General features: G+C 43.9%; 16 protein-coding genes. All 16 read left to right on the top strand.

Annotated features, from left to right (window positions below; all coding sequences use genetic code 11):
* Positions 1-55: 55 nt before the first annotated feature.
* The 16 genes from F0342_RS03405 to F0342_RS03325 all read left to right on the top strand — a co-directional run bounded on the left by F0342_RS03405 (position 56) and on the right by F0342_RS03325 (position 16,203).
* On the top strand, positions 56-1,303 hold the full coding sequence (locus F0342_RS03405) for an ABC transporter substrate-binding protein (protein ID WP_149154639.1): 1,248 nt from the start codon (positions 56-58) through the stop codon (positions 1,301-1,303).
* A 61-nt stretch (positions 1,304-1,364) separates the two neighbouring features.
* Positions 1,365-2,306, top strand: coding sequence for a carbohydrate ABC transporter permease (locus tag F0342_RS03400; protein ID WP_149154638.1), 942 nt, complete (start codon positions 1,365-1,367; stop codon positions 2,304-2,306).
* A 14-nt stretch (positions 2,307-2,320) separates the two neighbouring features.
* Positions 2,321-3,154: a carbohydrate ABC transporter permease gene (locus F0342_RS03395; protein WP_149154637.1), complete on the top strand. Its 834-nt coding sequence runs from the start codon at positions 2,321-2,323 to the stop codon at positions 3,152-3,154.
* A 29-nt stretch (positions 3,155-3,183) separates the two neighbouring features.
* Positions 3,184-4,443 (top strand): Gfo/Idh/MocA family protein, encoded by a 1,260-nt coding sequence (locus F0342_RS03390; protein ID WP_149154636.1) that lies wholly within the window; start codon positions 3,184-3,186, stop codon positions 4,441-4,443.
* An 86-nt stretch (positions 4,444-4,529) separates the two neighbouring features.
* Positions 4,530-5,249: a GntR family transcriptional regulator gene (locus F0342_RS03385; RefSeq protein ID WP_149154635.1), complete on the top strand. Its 720-nt coding sequence runs from the start codon at positions 4,530-4,532 to the stop codon at positions 5,247-5,249.
* 65 nt (positions 5,250-5,314) lie between these two features.
* Entirely contained in the window at positions 5,315-6,514 is a 1,200-nt protein-coding gene (locus tag F0342_RS03380) for an SIS domain-containing protein (protein WP_149154634.1), read from the top strand.
* Positions 6,511-7,362, top strand: coding sequence for a tagatose-bisphosphate aldolase subunit GatY (gene gatY / locus F0342_RS03375; RefSeq protein WP_149154633.1), 852 nt, complete (start codon positions 6,511-6,513; stop codon positions 7,360-7,362). The genes F0342_RS03380 and gatY overlap by 4 nt, the downstream gene beginning before the upstream one ends.
* Complete coding sequence (pfkB, locus tag F0342_RS03370) at positions 7,355-8,287, top strand: 1-phosphofructokinase (RefSeq protein WP_149154632.1); 933 nt, start codon at positions 7,355-7,357, stop codon at positions 8,285-8,287. Before gatY ends, pfkB begins: the two co-directional genes overlap by 8 nt.
* Positions 8,288-8,303: 16 nt before the next feature.
* Positions 8,304-9,230: an ROK family protein gene (locus tag F0342_RS03365; RefSeq protein ID WP_149154631.1), complete on the top strand. Its 927-nt coding sequence runs from the start codon at positions 8,304-8,306 to the stop codon at positions 9,228-9,230.
* A gap of 62 nt (positions 9,231-9,292) precedes the next feature.
* Positions 9,293-10,453: an N-acetylglucosamine-6-phosphate deacetylase gene (gene nagA, locus F0342_RS03360; RefSeq protein ID WP_149154630.1), complete on the top strand. Its 1,161-nt coding sequence runs from the start codon at positions 9,293-9,295 to the stop codon at positions 10,451-10,453.
* A gap of 356 nt (positions 10,454-10,809) precedes the next feature.
* Positions 10,810-11,124: a hypothetical protein gene (locus F0342_RS03355; protein WP_149154629.1), complete on the top strand. Its 315-nt coding sequence runs from the start codon at positions 10,810-10,812 to the stop codon at positions 11,122-11,124.
* On the top strand, positions 11,121-11,945 hold the full coding sequence (locus F0342_RS03350; protein ID WP_149154628.1) for an AHH domain-containing protein: 825 nt from the start codon (positions 11,121-11,123) through the stop codon (positions 11,943-11,945). Before F0342_RS03355 ends, F0342_RS03350 begins: the two co-directional genes overlap by 4 nt.
* Positions 11,942-12,502, top strand: a complete 561-nt coding sequence (locus tag F0342_RS03345; protein ID WP_149154627.1) for an imm11 family protein — start codon at positions 11,942-11,944, stop codon at positions 12,500-12,502. The genes F0342_RS03350 and F0342_RS03345 overlap by 4 nt, the downstream gene beginning before the upstream one ends.
* A gap of 269 nt (positions 12,503-12,771) precedes the next feature.
* Positions 12,772-13,467 carry a hypothetical protein gene (locus F0342_RS03340; RefSeq protein ID WP_149154626.1) on the top strand — a complete coding sequence of 232 codons (696 nt, stop codon included), beginning with the start codon at positions 12,772-12,774 and terminating at the stop codon, positions 13,465-13,467.
* 26 nt (positions 13,468-13,493) lie between these two features.
* Positions 13,494-13,709 (top strand): hypothetical protein, encoded by a 216-nt coding sequence (locus F0342_RS03335; protein ID WP_188048388.1) that lies wholly within the window; start codon positions 13,494-13,496, stop codon positions 13,707-13,709.
* A gap of 514 nt (positions 13,710-14,223) precedes the next feature.
* A complete protein-coding gene (locus tag F0342_RS03325) occupies positions 14,224-16,203 on the top strand; it encodes an acyltransferase family protein (protein WP_149154624.1) in 1,980 nt (659 codons plus the stop codon).
* Positions 16,204-16,205 lie beyond the last annotated feature (2 nt).

Genomic DNA, 16,205 nt, shown 5'->3' with positions numbered 1-16,205 from the left:
AAGTAAGGCAGATAGCTGTATATGAATATCACTTGAAGAAAGAGGGGGAAGCATGGTGAGAAAGGGTCTTATAGTTTTACTATCGTTAATACTTGGGGTGTTTGGATTGTTGGCAGGGTGCAGTGACAGCTCTTCAGGGGAATCGAAGGACGGAAAGGTCGAGATCAGTTACGGGTTCTGGGACAAGAAGCAAGTACCTGCGATTGAAGAGATCATTAAACAGTTTAATGAGGAACATCCGGACATTAAGGTGAAGACGGAACTGATCCCATACGGGCAGTATTTTCAGAAGCTTGAAACTGCCGCAACAGGAGGGGCATTGCCTGATGTGTTATGGATGAATGGTCCTCATATTGTTCAATATGCGGAAGGGAAGGTCCTTCTGCCACTGAGTGACCTCGCCGCGGAAGATAATTACAGCCTGGATAATTATCCTGAGTCGCTCATTGATCTGTATACGGTAAATGATGAGGTGTATGGAATACCTAAGGATTATGATACGACGGGGTTATGGTATAACAAGAAAATTTTCGATGAGGCCGGTGTCTCTTATCCTGATGATACATGGGATTGGGATATGTTAAAGGAAGCGGCAAAGAAACTGACGAACAAGGATAGAGGAGTATGGGGATTTGCTGCAGTGATGGGGAATCAAGGTGGTTACTACGATTTGATTTGGCAGAACGGAGGACACGTGATTTCAGAGGATGGAAAATCGGTAGGATTTGATCAGCCTGAAGCGATCGAGGCATTGAAATACAATATTAGTTTCATAGAAGAGGGAATGTCTCCGACTCAAGCCCAGATGAATGAAACGGCAGCATCGGATCTGTTCTCATCCGGAAAGATCGCCATGATGTTCGATGGTCCCTGGATGGTCCCGGAATATAAGAAGAATCCTGATTTGGACGTAGCGGTTCTGCCAAAAGGAAAGCAGAGGGCTGTTTCGATTCATGGATTGTCCAATGTCATCGCAGCCAACACCAAGCATGAAGAAGCCGCGTGGGAGTTCGTGAAATACCTTGGTTCGAAAGAGGCAGCTGAAGTGTTTGCTGAAACAGGTACGGTCATACCTGCCTTTAACGGTACTCAGGATGCCTGGTTGAATTCTGTTCCGGAGTTGAACCTTCAAGCGTATATCGACGGAGCTGAGTATTCGAATCCACTTCCAAGTGTGGAGAACACAGGGGCGATCTGGCAGTATGAAACGGATATCCTCAAGAAGGCCTGGGCCGGTGAAGAAAGTGTGGAGAAAGTAGTAAAAGAGCTGGCGGATAAAGCAAATAAAGAACTGGAAGAGTAGGAAAGGGAAGAAGGGAAGAGTGTTTCTTCTCTTCATTTCCTGACAAAGGAGGAGAAATGAAATGGAACCGCTTCCTCTCCAGGTTGAAACGAAACGAAAGCTTCACGTGATTTCATATGCGAGTACGAAGAAACGTTCTGACTATTTATGGGCATATATCATGATCGCACCGACGATGATAGGTCTCTTTGTTTTTTATTTATGGCCGATGCTTCAGACCTTTTACTTCAGTTTTACCGAGTGGGGGGCATTTGGGACATACGAGTGGATTGGACTGAAGAATTATACAAGGATGCTTTCGGATGTGAATCTTCTGCAATCATTCAAGAATACAGGGATCTATATCCTATTTACCGTTCCGTTGGGTATTTTCCTTTCGATTCTAGTCGCTGTTTTGCTCAATCAAAAGATAAAGGGGACGACGATTTATCGGACGTTGTACTTCCTGCCCGTCATTACCATGCCGGCAGCGATCGCCATGGTGTGGAAATGGTTATACAATTCGGATTTCGGCTTATTGAATTATCTGTTGTCCTTTATTGGGATAGAAGGTCCACAATGGTTGACGAATCCAAACATCGCGTTATATTCGATTATTGCTGTGGCGATTTGGAGCGGGATCGGGTACAACATGGTCATTTTCTTATCGGGGCTCCAGGGGATCCCGAAAACGTATTACGAAGCAGCCGAAATGGATGGGGCAGGTCCTGTGACGATGTTCTTTAAAATTACCTTGCCGCTTCTTTCACCGGTCATTTTCTTCGTGTCGATCATGTCGTTGATCGGAGCTTTTCAATTCTTCGACCTGATCTTTATGATGATCAGTAAGAGCAGTACGGCGCTGGAGAATACTCAATCCATTGTGTATTTGTTCTATCAGCATGCGTTTGTTTTAAATGATAAAGGATATGCCGCAGCGATTGCGGTGTTATTACTAGTGGTGATTCTCATCATCACTGTGATCCAGATGGCCCTGCAAAAGAAGTGGGTCCACTATGATTGAGGAGGGAATGACCTATGCAGAAATCGATTCAGTTTGTAAGGAGTAAGACATTTCTCATCCATTTCATCCTGATCATGGGCTCGATTGTCATGTTGTTTCCCTTTATCTGGATGATACTGACCTCGTTGAAAACCTATGCAGAGTCCATTCAGGTTCCGCCTGTGATGATACCGGAAGACTTCCAGTGGAAGAATTATCAAGAGGTGTTCACTCTGCTGCCATTCTTTAAATTTATGATGAACACATTAATCATAACGGTACTCCGGACGGTGGGGCAGTTGTTTCTCTGCTCACTGGCTGCCTATGCCTTTGCGCGGATCGTGTTTCCCGGAAGGAATCTCCTGTTTGTACTGGCTTTGTCCGTATTGATGGTCCCAGGCCAGGTATTCTTGCTTCCTCAATACATGATCATGGTGAAGCTCGGCTGGCTCAATACGCTACAAGCCGTTGTGGTGCCAGGGTTATTTAGTGCCTTTGGAACGTTTCTCTTAAGACAATTCTTCATGGGGTTACCGAAGGAGCTGGAGGAGGCGGCCCGACTTGACGGGTGCAATCATTTTCAAATCTATTGGCGCATCATGCTTCCGCTCGCTAAGCCGGGTTTGATCGCCCTTGGGATCTTCACGATTCTATGGTCCTGGAATGAACTGATGTGGCCGATGATCGTGAATAGTTCACCGGACGCTATGACCCTGGCAGTGGGATTATCTTCTTTACAGGGGCAATATGGCACCAACTATCCGATCTTAATGGCAGGTTCATTCTTAGCCGTGTTACCGATGTTGATCCTATTTATCATATTACAGAAGCAATTTATAGAAGGAATTGCGATTACCGGTGGAAAATAAGTTGGTAGGCAACTAAGGGAGGAATGACAATGAAAGCAGCATTAATAGGGGCTGGAAGCAGGGGATTCTATGCATATGGGTCCTATGCCCTCCAGTATCCTCATGAAATCGAGTTTATCGCGGTAGCAGAACCGGATAAAGAAAAGCGGGAGAAGTTTGCAGAAGCACATGGAATCCCTGAGAATATGAGATTTGAAGACTGGCCGGACCTGTTGGATCAAGAAAGGGTATGTGAAGCCCTTCTTATATGCAGCCCGGACCGGGATCATTATAAACCTGTCATGCGTGCCATTGAAAAGGGATATAGCATTCTACTGGAGAAGCCGATGTCACCGAGCCCCATTGAAACGTTGGCCATCGCAGAAGCGGCTGAAAAGCATGATACGCTCCTAAGTGTATGCCATGTGATGAGGTATGCTCCGTTCTATCAGTCTCTTAAAGAAGTGATTGATCGGAAGGTGATCGGGGAAATTGTCTCGGTTCAATGGAATGAGAATGTCGGCTATTTCCATCAGGCTCATAGTTTTGTCCGTGGAAATTGGCGCAATTCGAAGGAATCAAGTCCGATGATTCTTCAGAAGAGCTGTCATGATATGGATATGCTCGCCTGGTTGATCGGAACGGAATGTAAGAGCGTTTCGTCTTATGGAAGTCTCACCTATTTTAAAGAGGAGAACGCTCCTGAGGGATCGACCCACCGCTGTCTGGATGGCTGCAAGGTGGAGAAGGAGTGCCCGTATTCCGCAGCAAATTGGTACCTTCATGACCGGGATGTGTGGCCAGCGAATGTTGTGTCGGCGAATCCCAGTATCGAAAGCCGCTTGAAAGCGATCCAGGAAGGTCCTTATGGCCGCTGCGTGTACCGGTGTGACAATGATGTGGTGGACCATCAAGTCGTCAATTTATTATTTGACGGTGATGTGACGGTTTCGTTCACGATGACGGCCTTTACGAAGGAAACGTATCGTAACTTCAAGATTATGGGGACAAAAGGGGAAATTACAGGTCATGACGCCGATAACGAATTAATCATCAAGCATTTTGCCGGGAAGAAGGAAGTGATCTATCCTCCAACCGTGGATGGCGGTCACATGGGTGCGGATACGAGTATCATGCAGGATTTTATCAACCGAGTCCACACGAAGGATAAAGGGACATTAACATCTGCCAGAGTGTCTTCTCAAAGTCATTTGATCGCCTTCGCAGCGGAGGAATCGAGACTGTCAGGTGCGACTATCGAATTGAAAAATTATATTGATGAATTGGAGAAGGCAAAAGAAAATGCTTAATCAAAATTTCTATCATGGCCTCAAGTGATAATTGTCGCAATTTTATGTATAATGAGTATACAAAGATACCACTAAAGGAGTTTAACATGATAGAAAAAGATAATCGCTTACCGTTATATTACCAACTGATGGATATCCTTCTCGAAAAGATCGAAAAGGGTGAACTTGCGGAGCAGGAGCAGTTACCCTCTGAAAGGGAGCTGTGTGAAACATACAAAGTGAGCCGGACGACGGTAAGGCAAACGATGCAGGAGCTTGAAAAGGGCGGCTACATCTATAAGGTTCACGGCAAGGGATCCTATGTTTCGCCAAAGACCTATAAGCAGAGCCTTGTTGAATTCTACAGCTTCACAGAAGAAATGAAAAAGATCGGGAAACAGCCATCCACACAGGTCATTTCGTTTGAAAAAGTACATTGTGACAGCACTATTTCGAAATCCATGAAACTGCGGGTGGAAGAAGAAGTATTCAAGATCACGAGGCTGAGACTTGCTGACGAAGAACCGATGATTTATGAAACCTCTTATGTTCCGGTAGGGCGTTTTACCAATCTCACGAAGGAACAATTGGAATATACGCCAATGTATGAAATCTTTCGGTCCCAATACGATGTGACGATTACAAGAGCACTGGAAAGCTTCAATGCTGTCAGCGCCGAAAGACAGGCAGCCGGCATGCTGACCATTGAAGAGAACTCACCGTGTCTCCGACTGGAGCGTATTACGTATGAAGATCAAGACGTCATTGAATATACCATCTCCATCGCAAGGGGAGATAAATTTACGTACACAGTTGAATTGAAGTAGGTGCTTTCGAGTATCTATTTCACTTAACTGGTAATGATGACATTAACAGTTTGGGAGGAAAGGGTATGGAACTTATACAATCAAACAAATGGGAACCAAATGATCCCGGTGCCATCCATACAACAAGAGAAATAGCTCAACAACCAAGACTTTGGAAAGAAACCGTGGAAATCCTGCTTGAACATAGAGATACACTGCTGACTTTTTTCAAGAAATTGGAAGAAAGGCATCCTCATCTTCGAGTGATTTTGACAGGTGCGGGAACGTCTGCTTTTGTCGGGGAAACCGTTCTTACTTCCATAAAGGAAATGGTTAAGAATAAGAAATGGACGGTAGAAAGCATCGCCACTACCGATATTGTCTCCAATCCAAATAAGTATTTAGACAAGGATTTTCCTACATTGATGATTTCTTTTGCCCGTTCCGGTAACAGTCCTGAAAGCGTAGGCGCGGTTGAGTTGGGAGAGCAAATCATTGATGATTTTTACGGCATCGCCCTTACGTGTAATCGCGATGGTTTACTTGCTGAGAAGAAGAAAGGGGATCCGGATCACCTTGTCATCTACATGCCGAGGGAGGCGAATGATCAAGGGTTTGCGATGACGAGCAGCTTTACGACCATGCTTCTTTCGGTCCTGCTCCTTTTCCAGCCGGAGCACATTCATACTCTGGAGAAGACTGTGAAGGAAATAGGTTCGGCCGGTGAAAAGATCATCGAGACCGGAAAGACAGAGTTAGAAGCGCTTGCTTCCTCCACTTTTTCGAAGGTTGTATATTTAGGCTCAGGCGTTTTCCAGGGGCTTGCAAGAGAGTCCTCTTTAAAACTGTTGGAATTAACGGGAGGTATGATTCCAGCATTCTTTGATTCTCCGCTGGGATTCCGTCACGGCCCGAAATCGATCTTAGATGAAGAGACGATCGTCTTCGTTTTCTTATCCTGTCATCCGTACACGAGAAAATATGATTTGGATTTATTGAAGGAGCTATACCATGAACAAAAGCGAGGGAAGGTGGTGGCAATCTCCTCTTACCAGGATGATGTCGCTGAACGTTACAGTGACCTGTTCTTGAGTACCGGCTTGGAGACGGTTCAAGAGGATATATTCCTTGCCTTTCCATTTGTCATGTATGCCCAGCAGTTTGCCCTATGCAAATCCATGCATCTGGGACTTTCCCCGGATAATCCATCTCCCTCTGGGCTCGTCAACCGGGTCGTAAAAGGTGTCACGATTTATCCTTATCGGAATGGGGGAGAAAGGGTATGATTGTTTCAAGAAGTAGGATTCTGGTGGATGCTCAGTCGAAAGGCTACGCGGTGCCTGCCTTCAATATACACAATCTCGAAACGCTCAAAGCGGTTCTGGAAACGGCCCAAGACCTCCGTTCACCCGTCATGATCGCGGCTACGCCCGGTACCGTCCGATATATGGGGAAAGAGTTCCTGATCAAGATGATGGAAGCGGCAAGAACAAGCTATGATATCCCGGTTTGCTTTCACCTTGATCATCATGAAAACCTGGATGATATCAAGAACCTCATTCATAAGGGTGTTCCATCTGTCATGATCGATGCCTCCCATTATTCATTCGACGAAAACATCCGGATTGTCAGGGGAATTGTAGAGTATGCTGCCCCGTTCGGTGTGACGGTTGAAGCTGAGCTTGGTCGCCTAAGTGGAATGGAAGATGATTTGGAAGTGGACGAAAAGGATCAAATCTATACCAACCCCAAGCAGGCAAAGGAGTTTGTATCGAGAACCGGCATAGATTCTCTGGCTGTGGCGATCGGGACCGCTCATGGACTTTATAAAGGTGAACCTAAGCTCGATATCGACCGGTTATCGGCGATCCAACAGGAAGTCGATATCCCCCTTGTTCTCCATGGTGCATCAGGTTTGCCCGATGAGCTCGTCCGCAAGACCATTGAGAGGGGAATTTGCAAAGTGAATGTGGCGACGGAGCTGAAGATGGCGTTTGTGAAAGGGCTACGCAGCTATCTGCAAACAAACCCGGAAGCCAATGACCCCCGCTATTATTTCACGGATGCGGTTGCTCAGATGAAAAAGGTTGTAGCAGACAAAATCAAGCTGTGCGGCAGCTTTAATCGTGGGTAAGCCCATGATTGCGACGGTCACATTAAATCCGGCGATAGACGTTAGATATACACTTTCCCAGTTTAAAATGGGTGAGGTCAATCGTGTTTCTACCATTGATAAATCGGCAGGTGGTAAAGGTCTTAATGTCACCCGGGTTCTATCCCAATTGGGGCAGAAGGTTACTTGTACCGGTTTCCTGGGTGGAAAGAGCGGTGAGTGGATTGAAAACCAATTATCTCATTTGGAGGTACACAATTCATTTGTACCCATTAAAGGAGAGACTAGAACGTGTCTGGCCATTCTATCAAAGGAAGGTCAGACCGAAATTCTGGAAACAGGTCCCTTTATTTCAAGCAATGAGTTAGAAATTTTTGATCGAACATTCTCTTCGATTCTGGATACCGTAGATTTTGTCGTCGTTTCCGGAAGTTTGCCAGAAGGGGTTCCGACTGATTTTTACAGAGAGCTTACAAAGAAGGCCAATCAAAAAGGAGTTCGCTTGCTATTGGATACAAGTGGACCGGGACTTGCCGCAGGTATCGCAGGAAAACCTTTTTTAATTAAGCCGAACAAAGAAGAATTTGCTAGGTTGATAGGGAGAACATTTGGCTCTACCGATGACATGTTACGGCATGCCCAAGCTATTTGTCAGAAAGGCATACACTATGTGCTTCTTTCTCTTGGGGAAGAAGGGGCCATTTTAGTTAATGGAAAAAGAATTCTGAGGGCAAAGGTTCCTAGAGTTAAAGCAGTGAATCCCGTTGGTTCCGGAGATAGCATGCTCGCCGGGTTTACCTATGCGTATTCTCATGGATTCCCGATTGAAGAAGTCTTGAAATGGGCTTGTGCTTGTGGAATGTCAAACGCCATAATGGAAAATACGGGTGAGGTTAACCTGTTGGACATTCGACGATTCGTGAAGGAAATAGATGTAATTGAATGAATAGGGGGGATGGAAAATGAGTCATATCGTCTGTTTTGATATAGGAGGAACGTTTATTAAATATGGCGTTTTTAACCCAAAGAGTCACCTTCTTGTTAAAAGTAAAATGGCAACCCCCACTAGCCATGAGATTCCTGACGTATTAAATAAAAAAGTGAAATCGCTTCAGCATGATTTTCACATCTCTGCCATTGGCATTTCTTCTTGCGGTCTGGTGGATCGTGAGAAAGGAATGATATTATTCTCAAATAATATTCAAGGATATAGCGGAATGAAGCTGGGAGAGATACTATTTTCCCTGACCCAAATACCGGTATCAGTTGAAAACGATGTAAAAAGTGCGTGCCTTGGCGAGATGTGGAAAGGTGCTGTCAAGGATAAGAGAAATGCCGTTTTTTTAACACTGGGAACTGGAATCGGCAGCAGCATTGTGATGGATGGGAGGATCGTCAATGGCTCTTCGGGACTTGCGGGTGAGCTGGGTCATACCGTCATTGTTGCAGGTGGGAAACCGTGCAGCTGCGGCAGAAAAGGCTGTCTTGAACGGTATGCATCCACCTCAGCTTTTGTTCAAGACTATATGGAGGAAGCCCTGCAAAAAGGAGTGGCTGTTGAGAACGTTTCCGGCGAAACGATTATGGAGCTTGTCAAGCAGAGAGATCCAGTTGCTTTGGCCGTATATGAACGGTTTATTCATTATATTAGTATGGGATTAACGAATGTAATCCATCTTCTCAACCCGGAAAAAATCATCATTGGGGGCGGTATCACGGAAGGTGAGGGTCCTTTTATACAAGATATCAATATCCAATTAAGGAATGAAGTAATGGATGTATATGGGAATGAGGATTCGGTCATTGCCTCCTCTCTAGGAAATGACGCAGGATTATACGGAGCATGTTACTTGGCTTTAAACCGGATGAACATGAAAGAATCAGTGTAAGAAGCAGCACCTATGATGGTGTTGCTTGTTCTGTTTATTTTAAATAAAAGGGGATGAGGATAATGAAAGCCGTGAAGACCGGCCGTATATATACACCGGAAGGAATCGTTGAAAATGGGTATCTGCTCTTGGAAGATGGGCGCATTTCAGACGTTACAAAGAAAACTCCTCCATGTGACATCATCGAATTCCCCGGTTGTTCCGCCATACCTGGCATGATTGATCTGCATATCCATGGCATAGCGGGACATGACACCATGGATGGAAGTGTCCATTCTTTACAGAAGATGTCTAACTCTCTTGTGAAATATGGAGTAACTGGATTCCTGCCCACCACACTCACCCACGATCTGGAGAGCATCCGAAAGGCAGTTGAAGCAGTAAGCACAGCGATCGGTCAAACAACTGGAGCCGAAATCCTTGGTTCTTATGTGGAAGGTCCTTACATTACACCCGAGCATAAAGGCGCCCATCCAGTTGAGTATATGCGAGAGCTATCAATCGAGGAGATAGAAGGGTTGATCAATGCTTCGGATAACACTATAAAGGTCCTGACAATTGCCCCAGAAAAAGAACATGCCATGGAAGTCATCGAATATCTCTCAGACAGAGGAATCCACGTTTCGATGGGGCATACCAACGCAGATTATGAAACAACGAATCTTGCTGTCTCCCAAGGCGCAAGAATCGCAGTCCATACGTTCAACGGAATGAGAGGATTCAAGCACCGCGATCCGGGATGCGTCGGGGCCGTCCTGACAAATGATGACTGCCTTTGTGAATGCATCGCAGACCTTCATCATCTCCACCCAGGCGCCATCAAACTATTACATAAAACAAAAGGAAGCGATAAAATCCTTTTAATCAGCGATTCCATGGCTGCAGCCGACTTGCCGGACGGCCATTACACCCTCGGTACAATGAAGGTGAAAGTCAAAGATCGAATCGCGAGGACTGTGGACACCAACTCCTTGGCAGGAAGTACAACCAACTTACTAGAATGCCTTAAAAATATGAAAGAAGTGTTGAAGCTTCCCCTTGAGGAGATTTTACCCATGGTTAGTCTAAACCAGGCAAAGCTGCTCAATATTGATCACGAGGTTGGTAGCTTAGAGATTGGGAAAAAGGCGAATATTGCGTTGATTGATGAAAAGTGGGACGTTCGAGCAACCTTTGTCGGTGGGGAAATGGTATGGGACGGGGGGACAGATGCAATGTCCTAACCTGAGAATTAAGGGCCAAGGAAGGGGTTCTTCGGTCCATCTTAGAATTTAGGGTGTCAAGTCAAGCTGGAAAAAGAGAAGCAATGGTGATGTGGTAATTAAGTAAGGGCGGGCAAGTAACAGGGAAGTTCCCAGCCGGATTTGTTAGGACATATATCTTTCTATAAGAAGCACGGGTCATCTTGTGCTTCTTTGTGCTGAGTAAGGAATTCATCATGGTAATCATTTCGGTTATGTTACATAGACAATATATTTTTTTATTTTATAAATCTATCATCCTGAATATTTGGAATTTTATACAAAAAATAGTTACCAAGGTTGTTTAAACCCTGACCCCCGGGAAAGACAAGTCCAAAGTGAAGAACTGGTATAATGGGGACGGACAGCGGATCCGCCGGGACACAGACGGAACCATCACTAATTATTTGTACGATGAACACGCCCTTCTGTATACTGCCGATGAAAACAATCGAAAGATCACAGAAAATGTCCTGAACCCGGATGGAGAAATCGTCGCGTCCAATCGATTTGATGGAAACTATGAAAATCAATACTTCTTCTATCACTACGACTTACGGGGAAGCGTCACCAACGTCGTTGACTCCGACGCCAAACGGGTTAAAGGGTACGACTATGATGACAGGATAGTTCCACCGGCCTTCACTATATGAACGCCCGATACTACAGTTCCGACACCGGGCGATTCATTTCACAAGATACGTATTTAGGGAACGCATTTGACCCGTGGACCCAGCATCTCTATACGTATACGAGCAATAATCCGATCAATTATGTTGATCCGACGGGGCATTATCATGTTGATCCGGATGGGAATAAGATCTTGCCAAACGGAGCCTATATTCCAAACAGGAGTCAACCGACTGCGAGCAAACCGTCGACCAGTCATATCTCGACACCTAGTGGAAGTAGCAAGAGCAAGCCGTCCGCCAAGAAGCCTAAGGTCCAGGCAAATAAAGTATCAGGCAAAGCGGTTAAAAAAATAGTTCAACGAGGACTTGGCCTGGTTGGTTTTGTACCTGGCCTTGGAGCCGTAGCCGATGGCGTCAATGCCCTCATCTATGCGGTGGATGGTGATTACACAAATGCCGGACTGAGTTTACTGGCTGCAGTGCCGATTTATGGAGATGGTGCGAAGCTTGGGTTGAAGGCAGGGGGTATGATTGGTCGGGCTGTAAAACCTTTACAAAAACATCATTATGCTACTAACAAAAGTAAAAAATACACTCCTCAAATGGAAAATATCACAAAAAAATATGGAATAGATCTAGATGATGATTGGAATAAAGAGTTACTTCCTCATCAAGGAAGACATCCAAATGCTTATCATGATTATGTTTTAGATAATATGAAAGCATTTGACGATTTTGCTAAGGGAGACAAAAATAAATTCCTGAATGCTTTTGAAGGGTTAAAGCAAGAAGTAAGGAACAATCCTGATATGCTTTATAAAGAATATTGGAGGAAAAAATGAAATATTATAAATTAATGATGGATGAGAGTAATGTAAGAGACGCAGTGGTAAACTGTGAGAATTCATTTGGTTTTGATTATTCCTTTAATAATGGGGAATTAATTAAGGATTGGAATGAAAGTATTACCTTTTATTTGAATCCAACAGAAGGCGATAGGCTGACAGATTACTTAGCTAACAATCTTGGATGGCTCTTATTCTCAAAAAAATTGAAAACTCTTTTCAATGAAATTGGGATAGAAGGAATGCAATTCTTACCTGTAAATGTAATTAATGAGCAGAATCTTGAAGAGAAATGGGATTACTTCGCAGTAAATGTTCATCAGGTAGTCGATGCGTTGCACTTAGAAGGTTGCGATTATAGTGTGTTGAATGTTGGAGATGAGAAAATATACACGATAAGAAAATACGTACTAAGAGGGGAATCCATTAAAAACCAACATATTTTCAGGCTACTTGGATATGAAATTCCTATATTTACTTCAGAAAAGATAAAATCAATGATTGAGATGCATAATTTAACTGGTTGTGACTTTTTAGAGATAGGAGTTATATAGGGTATTTTTAAAAAATAATTAGTAAACCTATGAAGATGTATGAACTTGAAAGCACTTGATTGTCAAATAAAGGCAACAAGTGCTTTTTATTTTTGGACATCTTCAAACTCAAAGGTTATCGTATTAATAATATTTATCATAATAAATGATTCAATACTTGACCTGCACCTCTTTTCACCCTAATGAACAAGGTATTTTCCCTTTCTTACTAGAATACATACATATCTACTATTATTTCACATGTGTCCAAGAAAGGAAGGGAGAAACCCATGAATATCAGTAAACCGAAACGTCTTATCTATGCAAGTGGTCTTCTATCATTCATAGGCTTATTATTGTTCTCCATCGTTCTTTATTTTCTGGTCCAAAGCGTCAGGGAAACCTTCTATCAAAATAAATTTGAGCGGGAGTATGATTACTTATCTTTGAAGGAAGATGGAGTGGTGGATCCGGTTCAAGTGTTTCATGGAGTGAAGTTGAATACGTTTCTCGAGGAAGATGAGGCATCAGGTAAGAAGAGCGGGGATATCATCTTTGAGGTGAAGGATGAACCAGAAGCAAAACTTAAAGGGTTTCAGGTCGACTCCGAACGCGAGGGAATGCGTGCGTTTGACGATGCGATTCAATACAAGATGATAGTGGAAAAGGAAACAGGTAAGGAGTCATTCATCATTGCCTTCAAAAAGACACCTGATTCCAGTCCTGCCAAGTATAAAACTTACAACATCAACGAGAATGGAGTCATCAGCACAAGTGAATTTACGCTTCGTACAAAGAACAAGCTGGAGACACAATGGATAAGGGGACTTTCTGGTGAAACCCATGGGTATTACACCGATCTTCCGTATCAAAAGGGGGGGACAGTCTCTTTGGTCAGCCTTGCTTTCCTCGGCATTCTTTCTTTAATCGGGGCTGTATGGCTTCGACGCAGGTCCGCTGCTGCCGAAGCGGGGGAGGCTGCTTAAGTCTACCTATTGAAAGAGTGAGAAAAATGAAACGCTTTGTAAGAAAAGTTCTTAAATATGCTGTCACAATCGTATTGATTGTCATTTACCTAAATATATTATCGTATGTCGTTCCATACTTCGATTTAGAATATACCGTATTTGAATATATTCTCATAGTGGTCATGATTGTATTGGCTATCATTACGAGTGAGTATATTTTTAGGGAAGGGCAGCAGGGGAAGTTTAAAACAAAAAAATAGGGAATAAGAAAAGAAGCAAGTGGCCATTACTTGCTTCTTTTCTATGAAACCCAAACCAACTTATTGAACTTTCAATACTTCACCCACATAAATCCGATCACTGATTAATTTGTTCGTTTTCTTCAATTTCGACCCCGACGTTTTATATTTTTTCGCGATGGCATAAAGAGTGTCACCCTTTCACTTTGTACGTACCCGTTGTTTCCGTATTCACAGGAGGCGTTCTCCAAGCAGATAATACATGTCATTGCTGAAAGTGATGTGAAACTTTGATTCTCTGATTATATTGATCTGTTAAATAAATGAAAATAGGTTTTAGATGTACCAGAAAACAATATTTTTCGACAAATGTTTTAGAAATTTACAGTATTCTAACGATAATGTAGTAAACCATTTACATTCCTCCATTACAATACGTTATAACTGGATAAGCAATTCGAGCCTGCAATGCTTAAAAAGAGTACATAGCAGGAACACTAGAATCATAAATGGTTTTGTATTGGAGATGGTTAGGATGGACTTAAGAGCACCGGAAAAAAAGTTCCGCCCTGAATTAGAAGGTGTAAGAACGGTAGCGGCCTTTTTGGTGGCCATTTATCATATATGGATTGGGTCGGTATCAGGCGGGGTGGATGTTTTCTTTATTGTATCAGGTTACCTGATCACCACTTCCTTATTGACAAAGGTGGAGAGGGAAGGCCGGATACACTTAGTTGAATATTGGCTGGGGCTTGCCCGGAGATTATTCCCAGTGGCCTTTACGGTGCTGTTGTTTACGGTCGGACTCTCTATATTGATTATGCCCCAGGCACAATGGAAGCAAATAATCACGGAAGTCTTTTCTTCTGCTTTATACGTTCAGAATTGGCAACTGGCTGTGAGTGCAGTGGATTACCTGGCTCAGAACAATCAAGCCAGTCCCTTGCAGCATTATTGGGCCCTTTCTCTGCAGGGACAATTTTATCTGACCTGGCCATTCGTCATTTTGTTCTCTTTTCTAGTAGCGGAAAAAGTTCTGAAAACGCCGATAAGAAAGACATTACTAGCTGTTTTAATCACCCTTTTCACCCTATCGATCGGATATTCCGTTTATAAGACAGCAGTGAATCAGCCATGGGCGTATTTTGATACGCTGGCACGTGTATGGGAGTTTAGCTTGGGTGGTACTTTAGCCCTTCTCATTCCATATTTAACGTTTAGAAAGTCCGTGAATATGGTGATAGGCTGGCTTGGTTTGGCTGTCATCTGTTTAACGGGTATCCTTTTGCCTGTCTCCACTGTTTTCCCGGGATATGCGGCCCTGCTGCCTACAACCGGGGTGATGTTGATCATCATTGCAGCTGAGAATCCTGCTCGGTTTGGTGTAGACAGACTGCTTGGTTCAAAACCCTTCATGTTTTTCGGAGGTATTTCTTACGGGTTTTACTTGTGGCATTGGCCGCTTTTGGTTTTCTATTACAGCTATTTTGATGTTAATACTGTATCTCTTCTGGGCGGGTTGGCGATTATTTTGAGTGCTTTTTTACTCTCGTTTCTATCAGTCAAAATCCTTGAAACACCCGTTCGGAAAATCAGTATTAAACAGTCTAAAAAAAGGCTGGCAACGGTATTATTGGGTCTTATCCTTCCATTATTGTGTTTGAATACAGTGTGGGCTTTATATGTTAAAGACCAGAATCAGCAACAATATGACTTGAATGAATATCCGGGTGCAAGGGCGATTTCAGATAACATGGAACCTTCTCCGGACAAAAAGCCCGTTCCATCAGCCCTGATTGTTAAAGAGGACCTGCCGGCATTTTATGATAATCCTGAATGCTTCTCGAATATGGAGGATGATAAAGTGACCGTCTGTTCCCGCGGTGAGACGGACGATCCTGAGTATACGGTTGCCCTTATCGGTGGTTCCCATTCGGGTCACTGGTACCCGGCACTGGAGGAATTATCAAAAAGGATGAAACTGCAAATCGATATCTATAACAAAGACGCATGCCGCTTCTCTGCTGATGATTTTGAGGGGCTGTTGAATGAATCCTGCATGGATTGGAATGAGGAAGTCCTGAAGATGCTAAAGTCCGATCCACCGGACCTGGTATTTACGACAGCGAACGTTGGGGAAGGGGACACCGTGCCGGAAGGGTATATTCATCAATGGGAAAAACTCGACGGCATCACCAACATCTTTGCCGTCCGTGACAACCCTTTCATGGAAGGGGACCCGCCACAATGTGTGGAAGAAAAAGGAATAGAGGAATGTTCTGTTCCAGAAGCTCAAGTCTTATCCGACACTGTCCCTTGGGAAAATACAGAGGGGATCCCTGGAAATGTCACGTTTGCTGATCTTTCGGAGTACTTCTGTCAAAATGGAACCTGTCCGCCCGTTGTTGGGAATGTATTGGTATATCGAGATTATCATCATATTTCTACTTTGTATTCAAGGACCCTGGCCGGAGCAGTGGGGGAGAAGCTGAAGAATGCTCTTTCCGGTGAGTAAGC

Origin of the sequence: Bacillus sp. CH30_1T (assembly GCF_008364765.1) — a bacterium.
Classification (GTDB): domain Bacteria; phylum Bacillota; class Bacilli; order Bacillales; family Bacillaceae_B; genus Rossellomorea.
This window is presented reverse-complemented; position numbering and strand designations above follow the sequence as displayed.

Bases quoted from the DNA above. Each gene is read 5' to 3' on its own strand.
- F0342_RS03390 (WP_149154636.1), top strand. From the start codon at position 3,184: ATGAAAGCAGCATTAATAGGGGCTGGAAGCAGGGGATTCTATGCATAT.
- F0342_RS03350 (WP_149154628.1), top strand. From the start codon at position 11,121: ATGAACGCCCGATACTACAGTTCCGACACCGGGCGATTCATTTCACAA.
- F0342_RS03365 (WP_149154631.1), top strand. From the start codon at position 8,304: ATGAGTCATATCGTCTGTTTTGATATAGGAGGAACGTTTATTAAATAT.
- F0342_RS03385 (WP_149154635.1), top strand. From the start codon at position 4,530: ATGATAGAAAAAGATAATCGCTTACCGTTATATTACCAACTGATGGAT.
- nagA (WP_149154630.1), top strand. From the start codon at position 9,293: ATGAAAGCCGTGAAGACCGGCCGTATATATACACCGGAAGGAATCGTT.
- F0342_RS03345 (WP_149154627.1), top strand. From the start codon at position 11,942: ATGAAATATTATAAATTAATGATGGATGAGAGTAATGTAAGAGACGCA.
- F0342_RS03325 (WP_149154624.1), top strand. From the start codon at position 14,224: ATGGACTTAAGAGCACCGGAAAAAAAGTTCCGCCCTGAATTAGAAGGT.
- gatY (WP_149154633.1), top strand. From the start codon at position 6,511: ATGATTGTTTCAAGAAGTAGGATTCTGGTGGATGCTCAGTCGAAAGGC.
- F0342_RS03395 (WP_149154637.1), top strand. From the start codon at position 2,321: ATGCAGAAATCGATTCAGTTTGTAAGGAGTAAGACATTTCTCATCCAT.
- F0342_RS03340 (WP_149154626.1), top strand. From the start codon at position 12,772: ATGAATATCAGTAAACCGAAACGTCTTATCTATGCAAGTGGTCTTCTA.
- F0342_RS03380 (WP_149154634.1), top strand. From the start codon at position 5,315: ATGGAACTTATACAATCAAACAAATGGGAACCAAATGATCCCGGTGCC.
- F0342_RS03335 (WP_188048388.1), top strand. From the start codon at position 13,494: ATGAAACGCTTTGTAAGAAAAGTTCTTAAATATGCTGTCACAATCGTA.
- F0342_RS03400 (WP_149154638.1), top strand. From the start codon at position 1,365: ATGGAACCGCTTCCTCTCCAGGTTGAAACGAAACGAAAGCTTCACGTG.